The organism is Haematobacter sp. (genome assembly GCF_032102465.1).
Taxonomy (GTDB): Bacteria; Pseudomonadota; Alphaproteobacteria; order Rhodobacterales; family Rhodobacteraceae; genus Haematobacter.
The window spans coordinates 291,018-305,277 of record NZ_DAMDHB010000001.1 but is presented as its reverse complement, the minus strand read 5'-3'; the positions used below and the strand labels follow the sequence as shown (position 1 = coordinate 305,277).

The 14,260-nt window shown below is 64.5% G+C and carries 15 protein-coding genes and 1 tRNA gene; 10 read left to right on the top strand and 6 right to left on the bottom strand.

The genetic code is table 11. The features are described from left to right. Positions 1–4: 4 nt before the first annotated feature. The gene (locus RT513_RS01450; protein WP_290689661.1) at positions 5–793 is read right to left on the bottom strand and encodes a hypothetical protein; all 789 of its coding nucleotides are present in this window, start codon (positions 791–793) and stop codon (positions 5–7) included. On the opposite strand from RT513_RS01450, the gene RT513_RS01445 reads away from it, so the two are divergent. Beyond that, positions 777–1,637, top strand: a complete 861-nt coding sequence (locus RT513_RS01445; RefSeq protein WP_290689660.1) for a thiamine diphosphokinase — start codon at positions 777–779, stop codon at positions 1,635–1,637. The genes RT513_RS01450 and RT513_RS01445 overlap by 17 nt on opposite strands. Here the strand turns inward: RT513_RS01445 and RT513_RS01440 are convergent. Further along, the gene (locus tag RT513_RS01440) at positions 1,519–2,478 is read right to left on the bottom strand and encodes a DMT family transporter (protein WP_290689659.1); all 960 of its coding nucleotides are present in this window, start codon (positions 2,476–2,478) and stop codon (positions 1,519–1,521) included. The two genes, RT513_RS01445 and RT513_RS01440, sit on opposite strands and share 119 nt — an antisense overlap. Before the next feature lie 153 nt (positions 2,479–2,631). Here RT513_RS01440 and RT513_RS01435 point away from each other — a divergent pair. The 8 genes from RT513_RS01435 to RT513_RS01400 all read left to right on the top strand — a co-directional run bounded on the left by RT513_RS01435 (position 2,632) and on the right by RT513_RS01400 (position 8,604). Next, a tRNA-Tyr gene (locus RT513_RS01435) sits at positions 2,632–2,715 on the top strand. Between the two features lie 173 nt (positions 2,716–2,888). Beyond that, entirely contained in the window at positions 2,889–3,692 is an 804-nt protein-coding gene (rlmB, locus tag RT513_RS01430) for a 23S rRNA (guanosine(2251)-2'-O)-methyltransferase RlmB (RefSeq protein WP_035741257.1), read from the top strand. Between the two features lie 94 nt (positions 3,693–3,786). Then, positions 3,787–4,332 carry a YHS domain-containing (seleno)protein gene (locus RT513_RS01425; protein ID WP_290689658.1) on the top strand — a complete coding sequence of 182 codons (546 nt, stop codon included), beginning with the start codon at positions 3,787–3,789 and terminating at the stop codon, positions 4,330–4,332. A gap of 180 nt (positions 4,333–4,512) precedes the next feature. Beyond that, the gene (locus tag RT513_RS01420) at positions 4,513–4,947 is read left to right on the top strand and encodes a CoA-binding protein (protein ID WP_088216143.1); all 435 of its coding nucleotides are present in this window, start codon (positions 4,513–4,515) and stop codon (positions 4,945–4,947) included. Between the two features lie 57 nt (positions 4,948–5,004). Continuing rightward, the gene (trhA, locus tag RT513_RS01415; RefSeq protein WP_290689656.1) at positions 5,005–5,694 is read left to right on the top strand and encodes a PAQR family membrane homeostasis protein TrhA; all 690 of its coding nucleotides are present in this window, start codon (positions 5,005–5,007) and stop codon (positions 5,692–5,694) included. A 78-nt stretch (positions 5,695–5,772) separates the two neighbouring features. Then, positions 5,773–6,774: an N-acetyltransferase DgcN gene (dgcN, locus tag RT513_RS01410; protein ID WP_290689655.1), complete on the top strand. Its 1,002-nt coding sequence runs from the start codon at positions 5,773–5,775 to the stop codon at positions 6,772–6,774. A gap of 2 nt (positions 6,775–6,776) precedes the next feature. Beyond that, positions 6,777–7,742 (top strand): N-acetyl-D-Glu racemase DgcA, encoded by a 966-nt coding sequence (dgcA, locus tag RT513_RS01405; RefSeq protein WP_290689654.1) that lies wholly within the window; start codon positions 6,777–6,779, stop codon positions 7,740–7,742. Between the two features lies 1 nt (position 7,743). Continuing rightward, positions 7,744–8,604 carry a D-amino-acid transaminase gene (locus RT513_RS01400; protein WP_088216140.1) on the top strand — a complete coding sequence of 287 codons (861 nt, stop codon included), beginning with the start codon at positions 7,744–7,746 and terminating at the stop codon, positions 8,602–8,604. Positions 8,605–8,710: 106 nt separating this feature from the next. On the opposite strand, the gene RT513_RS01395 is transcribed toward RT513_RS01400, so the two are convergent. From RT513_RS01395 to RT513_RS01380, 4 genes are all read right to left on the bottom strand, one after another. Further along, positions 8,711–9,631 carry an ABC transporter permease gene (locus RT513_RS01395; RefSeq protein ID WP_088216139.1) on the bottom strand — a complete coding sequence of 307 codons (921 nt, stop codon included), beginning with the start codon at positions 9,629–9,631 and terminating at the stop codon, positions 8,711–8,713. 9 nt (positions 9,632–9,640) lie between these two features. Beyond that, positions 9,641–10,918 carry an ABC transporter permease gene (locus RT513_RS01390; RefSeq protein WP_290689652.1) on the bottom strand — a complete coding sequence of 426 codons (1,278 nt, stop codon included), beginning with the start codon at positions 10,916–10,918 and terminating at the stop codon, positions 9,641–9,643. Between the two features lie 108 nt (positions 10,919–11,026). Next, the gene (locus RT513_RS01385) at positions 11,027–12,100 is read right to left on the bottom strand and encodes an ABC transporter substrate-binding protein (RefSeq protein WP_290689650.1); all 1,074 of its coding nucleotides are present in this window, start codon (positions 12,098–12,100) and stop codon (positions 11,027–11,029) included. Positions 12,101–12,179: 79 nt separating this feature from the next. Then, positions 12,180–13,283: an ABC transporter ATP-binding protein gene (locus RT513_RS01380; RefSeq protein WP_088216137.1), complete on the bottom strand. Its 1,104-nt coding sequence runs from the start codon at positions 13,281–13,283 to the stop codon at positions 12,180–12,182. 320 nt (positions 13,284–13,603) lie between these two features. Here RT513_RS01380 and RT513_RS01375 point away from each other — a divergent pair, with 320 nt between their 5' ends. Continuing rightward, entirely contained in the window at positions 13,604–14,257 is a 654-nt protein-coding gene (locus RT513_RS01375) for a protein-L-isoaspartate O-methyltransferase family protein (RefSeq protein ID WP_088216136.1), read from the top strand. The last annotated feature ends 3 nt before the right edge of the window (positions 14,258–14,260 follow it).

Genomic DNA, 14,260 nt, shown 5'->3' with positions numbered 1-14,260 from the left:
GGGATCAGGCGACGCTGCTGTGGGACTCATCGAAATACGCGGAGTCCTCCGCAACGGCGAAACGCCCTTCTCCCAGCCGCCGGAAGCGGCCTTCGCGGACGAGAACACCGAAGGATTTCAGCTCCTCCTCGAACGGATAGGGCGTGTTGCTCGATTTGGACAACGCATCCAGAAGCGCCGGACGGGTGAAATCCGTCCAGCCTTCCACCGCCATAAGATAGGCTGCGATCGCCTCCATCCGCTCCGTCAGACTGGCCGGCGCAATCTCGGCCAGCACGCTTTTCAGACGATCCGCCGAAATGGCGGGGTATTTTGTGACGGAAAGCTCATGAGGCATGAGCTTCAGGGGCGGCAGGCTCACCTGCTGGGCCGGGGCGGGCATGTCCACCCGCTGGGTTGCAAGAAGCAGGAGGGGAGCGCTCATGTCGTCCTGCAACGCGCGCTCTGCCTGGGCGGCGGGCTCCGCGCTTTCCCCGATATTCGGCTCCGCAAATGCCGCGATTTCCTCCGCCGAAAGGCCGTAGGTGGGTCTGTGATCCCGCTCTTCCGTCGTGGACGCCGTCAGCCGCAGCACGCCCTCGGAAACAGAGACGTCAGCGGGCGGAAACGCCTTCGACAGGGCCGCCAAGTCCGCCTGATCCACGACACGCGTGCCGAGCGCTGTGTTTCCCCCCGCGGCCTGCCGCAAAGCGGCCAGCACCTGCGCGAGAACCGGTGCGGGGGCCTCGTAGCCTTCGATACGGCAGGAGAAGTCGCCGTAGGTGACGGAAAGGGTCTTGCCGCTCGTTGTCATTCTTTTCGCCATATCCGCCGGACCGGGCCTGTTCCCGATCAAGCTGTTCCGCCCGTCCGAATGCGGCTTGCCGCCGCCGCCCGGACCGGTCAATCTGACGCGAGAGATTGCCAGTCCGGGCGTGGCCCGTCAACATGAGCCCATGCCCGAACCCGTCCTTACCGCAACATCTGGCATCACTTTGCTTGGCGGTGCCGATATTTCGCCATCCTCGCTTGAGTTGGCGCTGTCCCTCGCGCCGGTGGCCGTTGCCGCCGACGGCGGGGCCGACAGGGCGCTGGCCTTGGGTGTCCGTCCTGAGCTCGTCATCGGCGATCTCGACTCGCTGAGCGCTGCTGGCCGGGAGGCGATGGGCAACGCCGTTCTGGAGGTGGCCGAGCAGGACACCACGGATTTCGAGAAGTGCCTGCAGCGCCTGGCGGCTCCCTTCGTGCTGGGGCTGGGGTTTCTGGGCGGGCGGCTGGATCACGCCCTCGCCGCGCTGACGGTGCTCATCCGCGCCCCCATGCCCGTCCTGCTGATCGGCGAGGAGGATGTGGTGTTCTGCGCGCCCTCCACGCTGACGCTGCGCCTGCCCGTGGGAACGCGCCTCTCGCTCTATCCGCTCGCACCGGTCCGGGGGCGGAGCGAGGGGCTGGTCTGGCCGATCGACGGTATCGGCTTTGCTCCGGCGGGCAGGGTCGGCACCTCCAATCGCACTGCGGCGGAGGTCGTGCGCCTGTCCTTCACGGGACGAGGGATGCTGGTGCTGCTTCCCCGACAGGCATTGCAGCCGGCGCTGTCGGCGCTGCTGTCCGCTGTGCCACACGTTCCCGGTGCACGAGATAAAGACCCGAAGCGGTGATGATGGCGATTCCCGCCCAGCTGATGGCATCGGGGAGATCACCGAAGATCGTGTAGCCGAAGAACACCGTCGCGATCATCTCAAAGTAGTGCAGGGGGGCGAGCGTGGTCGATCCGGCAAAACGCAGCGCATAGGTCATCAGCATGTGTGCGACGGTGGCAGCGGCGCCCACCCCCGCCAGCGCCAGCCAGATCGCTCCGTTGTCCGGCCATGCCAGCCCAAGCTGCACGCCCGGAATATCCAGCGGCAGCAGCAAGGCAGGGATCGCCAGAACGCAGGCGGCGAGCGCCGTATGCGCCTGCATGGCGACCGGATGTTGCTGACGGGCGAGGCTCCTCGTGATGAGGATATAGAGCGCGAAAAAGACCGCTGTCATGAGGGGAAAGAAGGCGACCGGCCCGAAGGTCACAAAGCTCGGCCGAATAACGAGCAGGGCTCCCGCGAAACCAACCGCGCAGGCGGCGATCCGGCGCGGACCCACGCTTTCGCCGAACAACGCCCAGCCAAGCAGCAGGATGATGAACGGCTCCACGAAAGCGATGGCCAGCGCATCGGCCAGCGGCATGACCTGAACTGCGGCTATAAAGGCGTAGGTGGCGAGAATCGATACGGCGGCGCGGAGGAACGTCAGCCCGAGCACGCGGCGTGACATGCGCCATTCCACCCGCATCAGGATGACCACCGGCACCATGAGCGCGGCCTGCACGACAAAGCGCGCCACAGTCACCTGTCCCACCGGCACCGCCTGCGAGGCGATCTTGGAGGCCACGTCGATCATGGGGGCCGTCAGGCAGAAGCCGAGCATCAGCGCGATGCCGAGAAAGGTGCGATCCTGTGTCATCACGCCTCTTTAAGTCAGGCGGGGAACGGCTGGCTGTTCATTTGCGACATTCGGTGACGGTTTGAGCCATCCGTATTGACGGAACAATGTCGGCTTCGGCCGGAAAATCGCCTTGACGGGATCCATGGGCTCCTGTAATCCCCGCCTCGCGTCGGGCGACGTGCTGCAAGGTGCGGCAGCGGACTGTAACTCCGCCGGGGAGACCCATGCCTGGTTCGATTCCAGGGTCGCCCACCACTTCCACAAATTTCTTCGAGAAATCAATGGAGTGGCGGTTCCGCGACAGATGGCATGGACCATGCCTCTGGCATGGGATATGTGCATGTTTCCCTCTTTCATCATTAGGCCGTGGACGCGGTCCGGGGGCTTTTGAACGCCGGTTGCAACCGGTTGTCTGTGCGGGGCGTGCCATGAAAAAACCGGCTTGGGTCATTGATAAGGAGCGGGCCAAACGGGCCGCTGCGGCGGAAACCGTCTGGCTGTTCGGGCTGCACGCGGTGCGCGATGCGCTGCTCAACCCCAGACGCACGCGGCTGCGGCTTGTCGTGACCAAGAACGCCGCGGACCGGCTTGGGGACGCCATCGCCGAAAGCGGTATGACACCGGAGATTGCCGATCCGAGAAAGTTCGACGTTCCGATCGATCCGGGCTCCGTACATCAGGGCGCGGCTCTCGAGGTGAAGCCGCTCGACTGGGGCCGGCTGGAGGATGTCGCCATTTCGGGAGAAGGGGCGCCGCTTGTTGTCCTGCTCGATCAGGTGACGGATCCGCATAACGTGGGCGCGATCCTGCGATCCGCAGAGGTTTTCGGTGCGCGGGCCGTCATCGGCACCCAGCGGCACTCCGCCCCGGAGACGGGAGCCCTTGCGAAAAGTGCGTCCGGCGCGCTGGAGCGCCAGCCCTATCTGCGCATCCGTAACCTTTCCGACGGGATGGAGACGCTGCGCAACATGGGTTTCACGCTGATCGGTCTTGCCGGGGAGGCGACTGTCGCGCTGGACGCGGCGCTTTCCGATCTCGGTGACCGCCCGGTGGCGCTGGTGCTTGGCGCGGAAGGTCCGGGGCTGCGTGAAAAGACGCGGGAAACCTGCGATGTGATCGTCCACATTGCCGCAGCAGGAGAGTTCGGTTCCCTCAACGTCTCCAATGCTGCTGCGGTGGCGCTCTATGCTGCCGGTCACCGTGGCCGGTTGGGCACAGGTTCGGGAGAGTAGGCCCCGCGCCATCACGGTTGCGGGAGCGCGGGTTTTCCGCGCCCTTGGGCCATGTCATCTGTGACGGACAACTGACCGACTGAAGGAGCGCGCCATGACGGTGCTCACCGCACCCGGCGCTTTGCCGCACAGCCTTTCAGACCGCCGCGGAACCCTGCGCGGGGCAGGTCGCCGGATGGGGCGCCGGGAACTGTTCTTTCTGGGTGCGGGCGGGGTGGTGGCCTTGTCCGGGGCTGTTCCAGCGCTCGCGGGGACAAATCGCCGCATCTTCGCGCCCGGCGGGATCGCGCTCGCGGGCCGCGACCCGGTATCCTATTTCAGTGCCGCGCATCCCGTGAAGGGCAAGACGCAATACGCCCTGAAGTGGAAAGGTGCGATCTGGCTCTTTGCCTCGCATGAAAATCTTCTGGCTTTTGAAGCGGATCCGCGCGCCTATGCGCCGCAATTCGGCGGATGGTGCAGCCGGGCGATGGAGAGCGGCGGCCGAAAAGTAGCCTCCGACCCGGAGGTTTTCGCCATCCAGGACGGGCGCCTGTACCTGTTCCGCAGCGCCGATGAATTGACGGTCTGGGCCGCCGCGACAACCGGGATCGACAAAACTGCCACAGCGGAGGAGCAATCCATCGCATCCGGAAATTAGCATTCGTTCTGAATATGTTCACAGATTCGCGACTCCCCCCTTTAAAAGCGGGAAAGGGTCTCTATCTGCTCAATCAGAAGCGCGGAATCGGAACCTCCGTGCTTCGGTTCACTGTCCCTCGTTCCGCGACTGGCGCCCGGTCTTCGTGACTGGGCGCTTTTTTATTCTGGAGACACAGTCATGGTCCAGAGCGAATCCGCCCTGTTTGCCCGCATCCTGCGCGATACGCGAAATGTCGCCGTCGTCGGTCTGTCACCCAATCCGACGCGCCCCAGCTATGGCGTGGCCCGCTTCCTTCAGAGCCTGGGATGGCGGATCGTGCCGGTCAATCCGGGCCATGCGGGCGAAACCATCCTGGGCGAGACAGCGGTGGCCAGCCTCGCCGATATCCCCGATCCCGGTGCCATCGACATGATCGACATCTTCCGCCGTTCGGATGCCGCGGGCGCCGTTGTGGAGGAGGCGCTTGCCACCCTGCCCAATCTCAGGACGGTCTGGATGCAGCTGGGTGTCACCGCGCCTCAAGCGGCGGAGCTCGCCCGCGCCCGCGGGGTCGATGTGGTGCAGGATCGCTGCCCCGCGATAGAATTTCCCCGCCTGCTCGCGGCACGCTGACATTCTGTCACACAAGCGTCGCTTGGCAGTCGCCGCGATCGCTGGCAAAGTCATGCCATGCCACAGATGACAGAGTCCGCTCCCTCCGATCTGCCCTCCGATTTGCCCGGTGGCGTGCCGCGCCTGCGGCCCCGCCGTGAGGAGCTGATCGCGGATGGGATCGTGCATGGCGTCGGAGTGGCGCTGGCGCTTCTCGGGACGGTCGTTCTCGTCGTCTCTGCCTCGGGCGCGGGGTGGAGCGGGCAGGCGGCTGCCGCGCTCTACGGCGCCATCCTGGTGGTCGCTCTCTCAGTCTCGCTGGCTTACAACCTCTGGCCCGAAGGGGCGGTGAAGCTGGTTCTGCGCCGCTTCGATCACTCTTCAATTTTTCTTTTGATTGCAGCCACATACACGCCGTTTCTTGAGCGAAGCGCGAGCCATTATTCCGCCGTGGTGATGCTCTGCGCTATCTGGCTGATGGCTATCGCCGGAGTTGCGAGCAAGTGGATTTTTCCCGTCGGATACGGGTGGTTGTCGCTGATTCTCTACCTCTCGATGGGTTGGAGCGGCCTGCTGATCGCGGCACCGGTGATGCAGAGCATTCCCGTCCTGTCACAAGTGCTGATCCTGGCCGGCGGGCTGGTCTATTCGCTGGGCGTTATATTCTTCCTTTGGGAAAAACTGCGTTTCCAGACGGCGATCTGGCACGGGTTCGTGGTGACGGCGGCGGCGATGCACTATGCGGCCATTCTCGCCTGCTTCCGCTAGCGGAATGCCTGTCTGATCGGGGGTTGCGCCTGCGGGGCGGCGCGTCATCATGGGGGTGTTCAATCTCCGAGGTTCCCCATGATAAAGACGCCCTACCTCCTTTTTCTTGGTGACGCACCCGACCCGTTGGCGGCAAAGGTGGCGCAGGGCATCCGTGACTGGCGCCCCGAATTCGCCGTGGCGCAGTTCCGCATGGAGGGCTGCAAGGCCGACATGAAACTCCCCGACATGACCCTGGCGGAGGCGAAGGCGGCGGGCTGCAAGACGCTGGTCGTCGGGGTGGCGAACCGTGGCGGGGTGATTTCGGACAGCTGGATCAAGGTGTTGGTGGAGGCGCTGGAGGAGGGATTCGACATTGCCTCCGGGCTGCACAACCTGCTCCGGGATGAGCCGCTGCTGGTTGCCGCCGCGGAACGTTTCGGGCGGGAGCTTCATGATGTCCGGGTTCCGGTCGTGGATTATCCCATTGCCAACGGCAAGAAGCGCTCCGGCAAACGGATGCTGGCCGTGGGCACCGATTGCTCGGTCGGCAAGATGTACACCTGCCTTGCCATGGACAAGGAAATGCGGGAGCGGGGCCTGAAATCCGATTTCCGTGCGACCGGGCAGACGGGTATCCTCATTACCGGCGGGGGTGTGCCGCTTGACGCGGTCGTCGCTGATTTCATGGCGGGGTCGGTGGAATACCTGACGCCGGACAATGACGAGGACCATTGGGACATGATCGAGGGGCAGGGGAGCCTGTTCCACATCTCCTATTCCGGGGTGACGCTGGCGCTGGTGCATGGGGGCCAGCCGGATGCGCTGGTGCTCTGCCATGAGCCGACCCGGCCGCATATGCGCGGCCTGCCGGACTACAAACTGCCCAGCCTGGAGGACCTGCGGGACGTGTCGCTCCAGCTCGCCCGCGTGGGCAACCCGGAGTGCAAGGTCGTCGGCATCTCCGTCAACACCCAGCACATGAGCGAGGAGGAGGCCGTGCGTTATCTTCAGAACGTGGAGCAGCAGATGGGCCTGCCCACGGTCGATCCGTTCCGGCATGGCGCGGGCCGGCTGGTCGATGCGCTGATGGCGTCCTGACCATGAAGCTGACCGTAATCCCCGATACCTTCCGGCTCGCGGAAGTGTTCACCATATCGCGCGGCTCCCGCACGGAGGCCAAGGTGCTGACCGTCACGGCGGAGAAGGATGGCATCACCGGGCGCGGCGAATGCGTGCCCTATGCCCGCTACGGCGAAAGTCTGGAGAGCGTGACCCGGCAGATCGAGGGGCTTGAGCTTCCCGTAAGCCGGACGGAGCTGCAGGCCATGCTGCCGCCGGGCGCCGCGCGGAACGCGGTCGATTGCGCGCTCTGGGACTGGGAGGCGAAACGCGCGGGCCGGCGTGTCTGGGATATGGCGGGGCTGCCGAGGCCGGAGCCGATGATCACCGCCTTCACCCTGTCGCTGGATACGCCGGAACGGATGGAGGCGGCGGCGCGCCGGAACGCCTTCCGTCCTCTGCTGAAGATCAAGCTCGGCACCGCCGATGACATGGGCCGGCTGGAAGCCGTGCGGCGTGGCGCCCCGGAGGCGCGGATCATCGTCGATGCGAACGAAGGCTGGACGGCGGAGGTCTATCGCGACCTTGCCCCCCATCTCGTGCGGCTCGGCGTGGCGCTGGTGGAGCAGCCGCTCCCTGCAGGGGCGGACGAGATGCTGGCGGAAATGGCACGCCCCCTGCCGGTCTGCGCCGACGAAAGCTGTCATGACCGGCATTCGCTGGACGACATCGCGGGCAAATACGACCTCGTCAACATCAAGCTCGACAAGACAGGCGGCCTGACGGAGGCGCTGGCGCTGCGTGATGCGGCGCATGCGGCGGGCTATGGCATCATGGTCGGCTGCATGGTGGGGTCTTCCCTCGCCATGGCGCCTGCTGTGCTGGTGGCGCAGGGCGCGGCTGTTGTCGATCTTGACGGGCCGCTGCTTCTGGCCGAAGACCGCGTCAGCCCGCTGCTTTACGACGCTGCGGGCGTGCATCCGTCCGACGCCGAGCTTTGGGGGTAACATGAGCCGCATCGTCTATGTGAATGGTGACTATCTGCCGGAGGAGGAGGCGCGCGTCTCCATCTTTGATCGCGGCTTCCTCATGGCGGACGGTGTCTATGAGGTGACGAGCGTTCTGGGCGGCAAGCTGGTGGATTTCGACGGCCACACAAGGCGGCTCGCCCGCTCGCTGGGCGAGCTGGAGATGGCCGCGCCCGTTTCGGATGATGAGCTTCTGGAGATCCACCGGGAACTGATCGCGCGCAACGGGGTGGAGGATGGCATGGTCTATCTTCAGGTCACCCGCGGCAATCCGGGCGACCGCGATTTCGCCTTTCCCGACAAGAGTGTAACGCCAACGCTGGTGCTGTTCACCCAGTCGAAGCCCGGTCTGGCGGACAGTCCGCAGGCGAAGACCGGCGCGAAGGTGATCTCCGTCCCCGATATCCGCTGGGGGCGCCGGGACATCAAGACGGTGCAGCTTCTCTACCCGAGCATGGCCAAGATGATGGCCAAGAAAGCGGAGGTCGATGACGCCTGGTTCGTGGAGGACGGCTTCGTCACGGAGGGGTCGTCCAACAACGTCTATATCGTGAAAGGCGGGCGGATCATCACCCGGCCCCTCTCCGAGGAGATCCTGCATGGCATCACCCGCGCCGCGGTGATCCGTCTCGCCGCCGAGGCGCAGATGGAGGTCGAGGAGCGGCTGTTCACGGTCGAGGAAGCGCAGGCGGCGGACGAGGCGTTCTTCACCTCCGCCTCCGCTTTCGTGATGCCGGTGGTCGAAATCGACGGGGCAGCGATCGGGGAAGGGAAACCCGGCCCGGTGGCGGCACGCCTTCGGGAAATCTATCTCGACGAGATGCGCAAAGCGGCGGTCTGAGCTTCGGGTCTGAGCCCCCGGTCTGAGCCTCGGGCGGCAGGCCTTTGATAATGTGGGCGGGACGCAGGCGATGGCTTGCGTCCCGCTTCATTTCCGGCCGCTGTCCTCAGCCAGGGCTGAGGCCGCGGAGACGCTCCGACCGACGGCGCAGGAGTTCGACCGTGGTCAGAAGACCGATGGAGACCACGATGAGGATGGTCGCCACGGCGAGGATGGCGGGGCTGATCTGCTCCCTGATGCCGTTCCACATCTGGCGGGGAATGGTCTGCTCGTCCGGGCTGGCGAGGAACAGCACGACCACCACCTCGTCGAAGGAGGTCACGAAGGCGAAGAGCGCCCCGGAGATCAGCCCCGGCAGGATGATGGGCAGCGTCACCTTGAAGAAGCTTCGGACGGGAGACGCACCGAGGCTCGCCGCCGCGCGGCTGAGCGACCGGTCAAACCCGACCAGCGTCGCCGTCACCGTGATGATGACAAAAGGGATCCCGAGCGTCGCATGCGACAGGACAAGGCCGAGGTAGGGCACGCCCCACTGCTGGATCTGGATACGCGAGTAGAAGAAGAACAGCCCCGTCGCGGTGATGATGACCGGCACGATCATCGGCGAGATCAGCAGCGCCATGATCGACCGGCGGAACGGCATCTCGGGCCGGGAAAGGCCAAGCGCTGCAATGGTGCCGAGCGTCGTGGCGACCAGCGTCGCAAAGAAGCCGACGATGATCGAGTTCTTGGCGACCTTCACCCATGTCGCGTTCTGCCACACGTCTGCCCAGAAGGCGCTCGTCCGCGGAGCATCCGGGGCTTGCGTGCCGAAGGTCAGGAGCATGTCATACCAGCGCGTCGAATAGCCTTGGGGATCGAAGGCCAGCATCTTCTCCGTGAAGGTGAAGTAGGGCTCCGCGTTGAAGGAGAGCGGGATGACGACAAGGATCGGCGCGATCAGGAACAGGAAGATGAGCGTGCAGAGCGTCAGATAGACATAGTGCCAGACGCGTTCGAGCGGGCTTGCATAGACGGGAAGGGCCATCGTCGTTCCTCAGCCGAGCTTCATGTTGTCGATGCCGATCAGGCGATCATAGAGCCAGTAGAGCAGCAGCACCGCGGCCAGCAGGATCGCCGCCAGCGCCGCCGCCATCGACCAGTTCAGGCTGCCCTGCATGTGATAGGCGATCAGGTTGGAGATGAGCTGCCCGCTTGCCCCGCCGACCAGCGCGGGGGTGATGTAGTAGCCGACCGCAAGGATGAAGACGAGCAGCGACCCCGCCCCGATCCCCGGCAGGGTCTGCGGGAAATACACCCGGCGGAAGGCTGTCCAGGAGGTCGCGCCGAGGCTCCGCGCCGCGCGCACGTAGGAGGGGTTGATCGGCCGCATCACGGAGTAGAGCGGCAATACCATGAAGGGCAGCAGGATATGCGTCATCGCGATGATCGTGCCGAACTGGTTGTACATCATCGGCAGGCGCTGATCGTCGTTGATGATCCGCAGCGCGACGAGCATGTTGTTGACCACGCCCTGTTCCTGCAAAAGCACCATCCACGCCGTCGTCCTGACAAGAAGCGATGTCCAGAAGGGCAGCAGGACAAGGATCATCAGCAGGTTGGACCGCCGAAGCGGCAGCGTCGCCAGCAGATGCGCGATGGGATAGGCCAGAACGAGGCAGATGCCGGTGATGAGGGCGGAGAGCCAGAAGGTGCGCAGGAAGAGCGGCACATAGATGCGGCGGTCCTCCGGCACGCGCTCGATCGCGCCGGCGTCATCGCGCTGCATGTCGATCGCGGCGAGGTAGAAGTTGGCGGTATAGGGATGCGCGGCCTGACGCATCACGCCCCAGAGCACGGGGTCGCCCCAGCGCGCATCCTCCGCCACGATCGTCTCATGGTAGGGCGGCTGCCAGTCGCGCGACTTTCGCGCCGCGGAGGTGAAGAGCGAACGCGTGCCGGGCAGGTCGTAGTTCACCCGCGTGGCGACGGTGCCGAGGGTCTTGGCCTCCGCCGCATTCCTGATGTCGGTGGCGAGCGCGGCAAAGGCGCTCTCGTCGGGTTCCGCACCCGGGTGATCGTCCAGCCAGCCGGAGACCGCAGGCATGTTGGCCGAAAAGCCGTCGTTATAGACCGAGCGGAGCAGAAGCTGACCGATGGGCATCACGAAGGTGACGACGATGAACAGCAGCAGCGGCAGCACAAGCAGCAGCGCCCTGCGCCGTGCGCTCCTCTGCGACCGTGCCAGTGACCGTCTGAGCGCTTTGCCGCTCTCTTCCGGCAGGACACTGTCGGGCTGTCGTCCGGGCGGATAGACCGCGGTGGTTTCGACCATCTTGCTTCGATGCCTCTGGATTGGCGGCAGGCGCGCTGACATCCCGCCGCCGGATAGACTGGACATGCCCGGTCCCGCAGGGGCGGGGCCGGGACGGGCTTCTTCAGGTCAGTTGATGAGCCAGGCGTTGAAACGCTCTTTCAGATCCGCGTCGTGATCGACCCAGAATTCGAAGTTCGTCTCGACCGCATTGGTCATGTTGGCCGGGGTGGTGGGCAGATAGGGGGCCATGACGGTCTTGCCGTCCTTGTAGGTCCGCTCCATGGTCGCGGTGGATTTCCGCGTCGGGCCATAGCTGATGTATTGCGTCATGTCGGCGAGCTTCTCGGGCGAGGTCGAATAGTCGAGAAACTTGATCGCGTCCTCCAGATGCGGGGCACCTTTCGGGATGACGTAGCCTTCGAACTCGTACTGCATGCCATCCCAGACGGTGACGAAGGGTTTGCCCTCGCCGATCACCGCGTTGAAGATGCGCCCGTTATAGGCCATCGTCATGGAAACCTCACCATCCGCCAGAAGCTGCGGCGGCTGGGCGCCGGCTTCCCACCAGACGACATCCTTCTTGATCGTGTCGAGCTTCTTGAACGCGCGGTCCAGCCCTTCCGGGGTGGCCAGCACGTCATAGACCTCGGCCGCCGGCACGCCGTCCGCCATCAGGGCGAGTTCGATCACCGTCTTGGGCGATTTGCGCATACCGCGCTTGCCCGGGAACTTGGCGGTGTCGAAGAAGTCGGCGGCGGTTGCGGGCTTCTCGCCGGGGAACTTGGTCTCGTCATAGGCATAGATGGTGGCCCAGACGTCGGTGGCGACGAGGCAATCCGTCACGGCGCCCTCAAAGAAGTCGTCCGCGGCAGCGGTGCCATCGGGCGCCGCGGCGAGCTTGGAGACGTCGATCTCCTCCAGCAGCCCTTCGTCGCAAAGCCGCACCGCGTCGGAATATTCGAGCGACGCGATGTCCACGGTGACGTTGCCCGCCTCCACCATCGCCTTGATCGGCGCGGCGGGGTTGTCGGAATCCAGCATCGTCGCCTTGATGCCGGTGTCCTTCTCGAAGGGTTTCACATGCGCCTCGGTCTGCGCCATGCCATAGGCGCCGCCCCAGCTCATCACCACGACCTCGGCCTGCGCGGTGCTAAGGCCCGCCGCCGAGAGCGCCGTCGTCAGCGCAAGTATCTTCTTCATCTTCAGGCTCCCTGTTTGCCCTGTTATCCGGCGGTTTCCGCGGAAATCCGCCTTATGCTGTCCGTTGCCGCTTCCGGAGTCAGACCGGATCGAGCGCGCGCGCATCCTGCGGTGCCCAGCCGATCCTGAGTTGCTGCCCTGGCGAGAGTTTCGTCTGGCTCAACGTGTTGCGGCATTTCATCACGAAATCGTCCGACCCCGCGACCTTCATCCGGGTGCGGAGAACGTCGCCCATGTAGATCACCTCGATCACTTCCGCGTCGATCATGTGGGCGTCCTTCGGCATCATCTCCGGCTTGAACTCCACTCGTTCCGGGCGGATCGAAACCAGCGTCTCCTGCCCTTCGTGGCGCAGGTTGACCGGCGTCGCGTCGATCACCTCGCCCGTAGCGAGCCGGATGAGAGCCTTGTCCGGGCCGAGCTTCTCGACCGTGCCCGGAAGGCGGTTGTTCTCGCCGATGAACTGGGCGACGAAGCTGTTCCGCGGGCGTTCGTAAAGCTCATCGGGCGGGGCGAGCTGCTGGATGCGCCCGTCGTTGAACACGGCGACCCGGTCGGACATGGTCAGCGCTTCGCCCTGATCGTGGGTGACATAGACGACGGTGATCCCAAGCTCGTGGTGCAGGCGCTTTATCTCGAACTGCATGTGCTCGCGGAGCTGCTTGTCCAGCGCGCCCAGCGGCTCGTCCATCAGCACGAGCTTCGGATCGAACACCAGCGCCCGGGCGAGGGCGATGCGCTGCTGCTGGCCCCCCGAAAGCTGGGCCGGGCGCCTTGCCCCGAATGCGCCCATCTGCACCATGTCGAGCGCGCGGGCGATCTTTGCCTCACGTTCCGCCTTCCCCATCCCCCGCACTTCGAGCGGGAAGGCAAGATTTTCGGCCACGGTCATATGCGGAAAGAGCGCGTAATTCTGAAACACCATGCCGATGCCCCGCTTGTGCGGCGGCACGGTATTGATCGGACGGCCGTCCAGCCGGATCTCTCCGTGAGTCGCGGTCTCGAACCCTGCCAGCATCATGAGGCAGGTGGTCTTGCCCGAACCGGAGGGTCCGAGCATGGTGAGGAATTCTCCCTCGGAAATCGTGAGATTGAGGTCTTTGACGACGAGGTTTTCGCCGTCGTAGCTCTTCTGAACGTGCTCGAACTCCACGAACCGGTCGCGGCCCTGGGCTGGTTCCACGCAAGTCTCCCTGTCTGGCGGCTCGGGCCGCTCGTTCTTCTATAGCTCCATCGGAGCCATGAGTGGGTATCACGACCAGCGGCGCGCCTTGGCGCTAGGTCGTTTGCGACAATCCCGGTCAATTCTCGACATTTCTGCATAAACTAGCGGCATAATTCGAAACTATGCCCAGAGAATCACCGACTTTATGGTCGGAACGCTGCGATTATGGCCCCGGCAAGGCTAAGGTTTCGGCAGCAGTGAGGCGCAACGGGCGTTGTTGCCGCCGCTGATTTTCTGTGGCAAGACACCTTCGACGCAGGACTGGACGGGAACGGGCAATGTCGGATTTCGCGAGCCGCCGCACGGTGATGGTGGACACCCAGATCCGCCCCGCTGATGTGACGAAATACCCGATTATCGATGCGATGCTGAGCGTTCCGCGCGAAGTCTATATTCCCGCCCCGTTGCGCGAAGCCGCCTATGTCGGCGAGAACGTCTATATCGGGCGGGATCGGTTTCTGCTGGAACCCCGCACACTGGCCAAGCTCCTTGATGCTCTGGATATCGGGGCGGACGATCTCGTGCTCGATATCGGTGCGGGGCTCGGCTATTCGACCGCGGTGATCGCACGGCTGGCCGAAGCCGTCGTCGGCATCGAACAGGATGAGGAATTTGCCGCAGAAGCGCAGGATCTGCTCGCGGCGGAGGGTGTGGACAACGCCGTAATCGTCAAGGGTGACTTCGCCGAAGGCTCTCCCAAACACGGGCCTTTCGACGTGATCATCCTCGAAGGGGCTGTCGAAGACGTTCCGGAAAAGATCCTCGCCCAGCTCAAGGATGGCGGCCGCATCGGTTGCCTGTTCATGGAGCGTGCTCTCGGCGTCTGTCGCATCGGATACAAGATCGACGGCGAGATGACTTGGCGCTATGCTTTCAATGCTTCCGCGCCCGTCCTTCCGGGCTTTGCGGCAGAGCGGGGTTTCGTGTTCTAGACT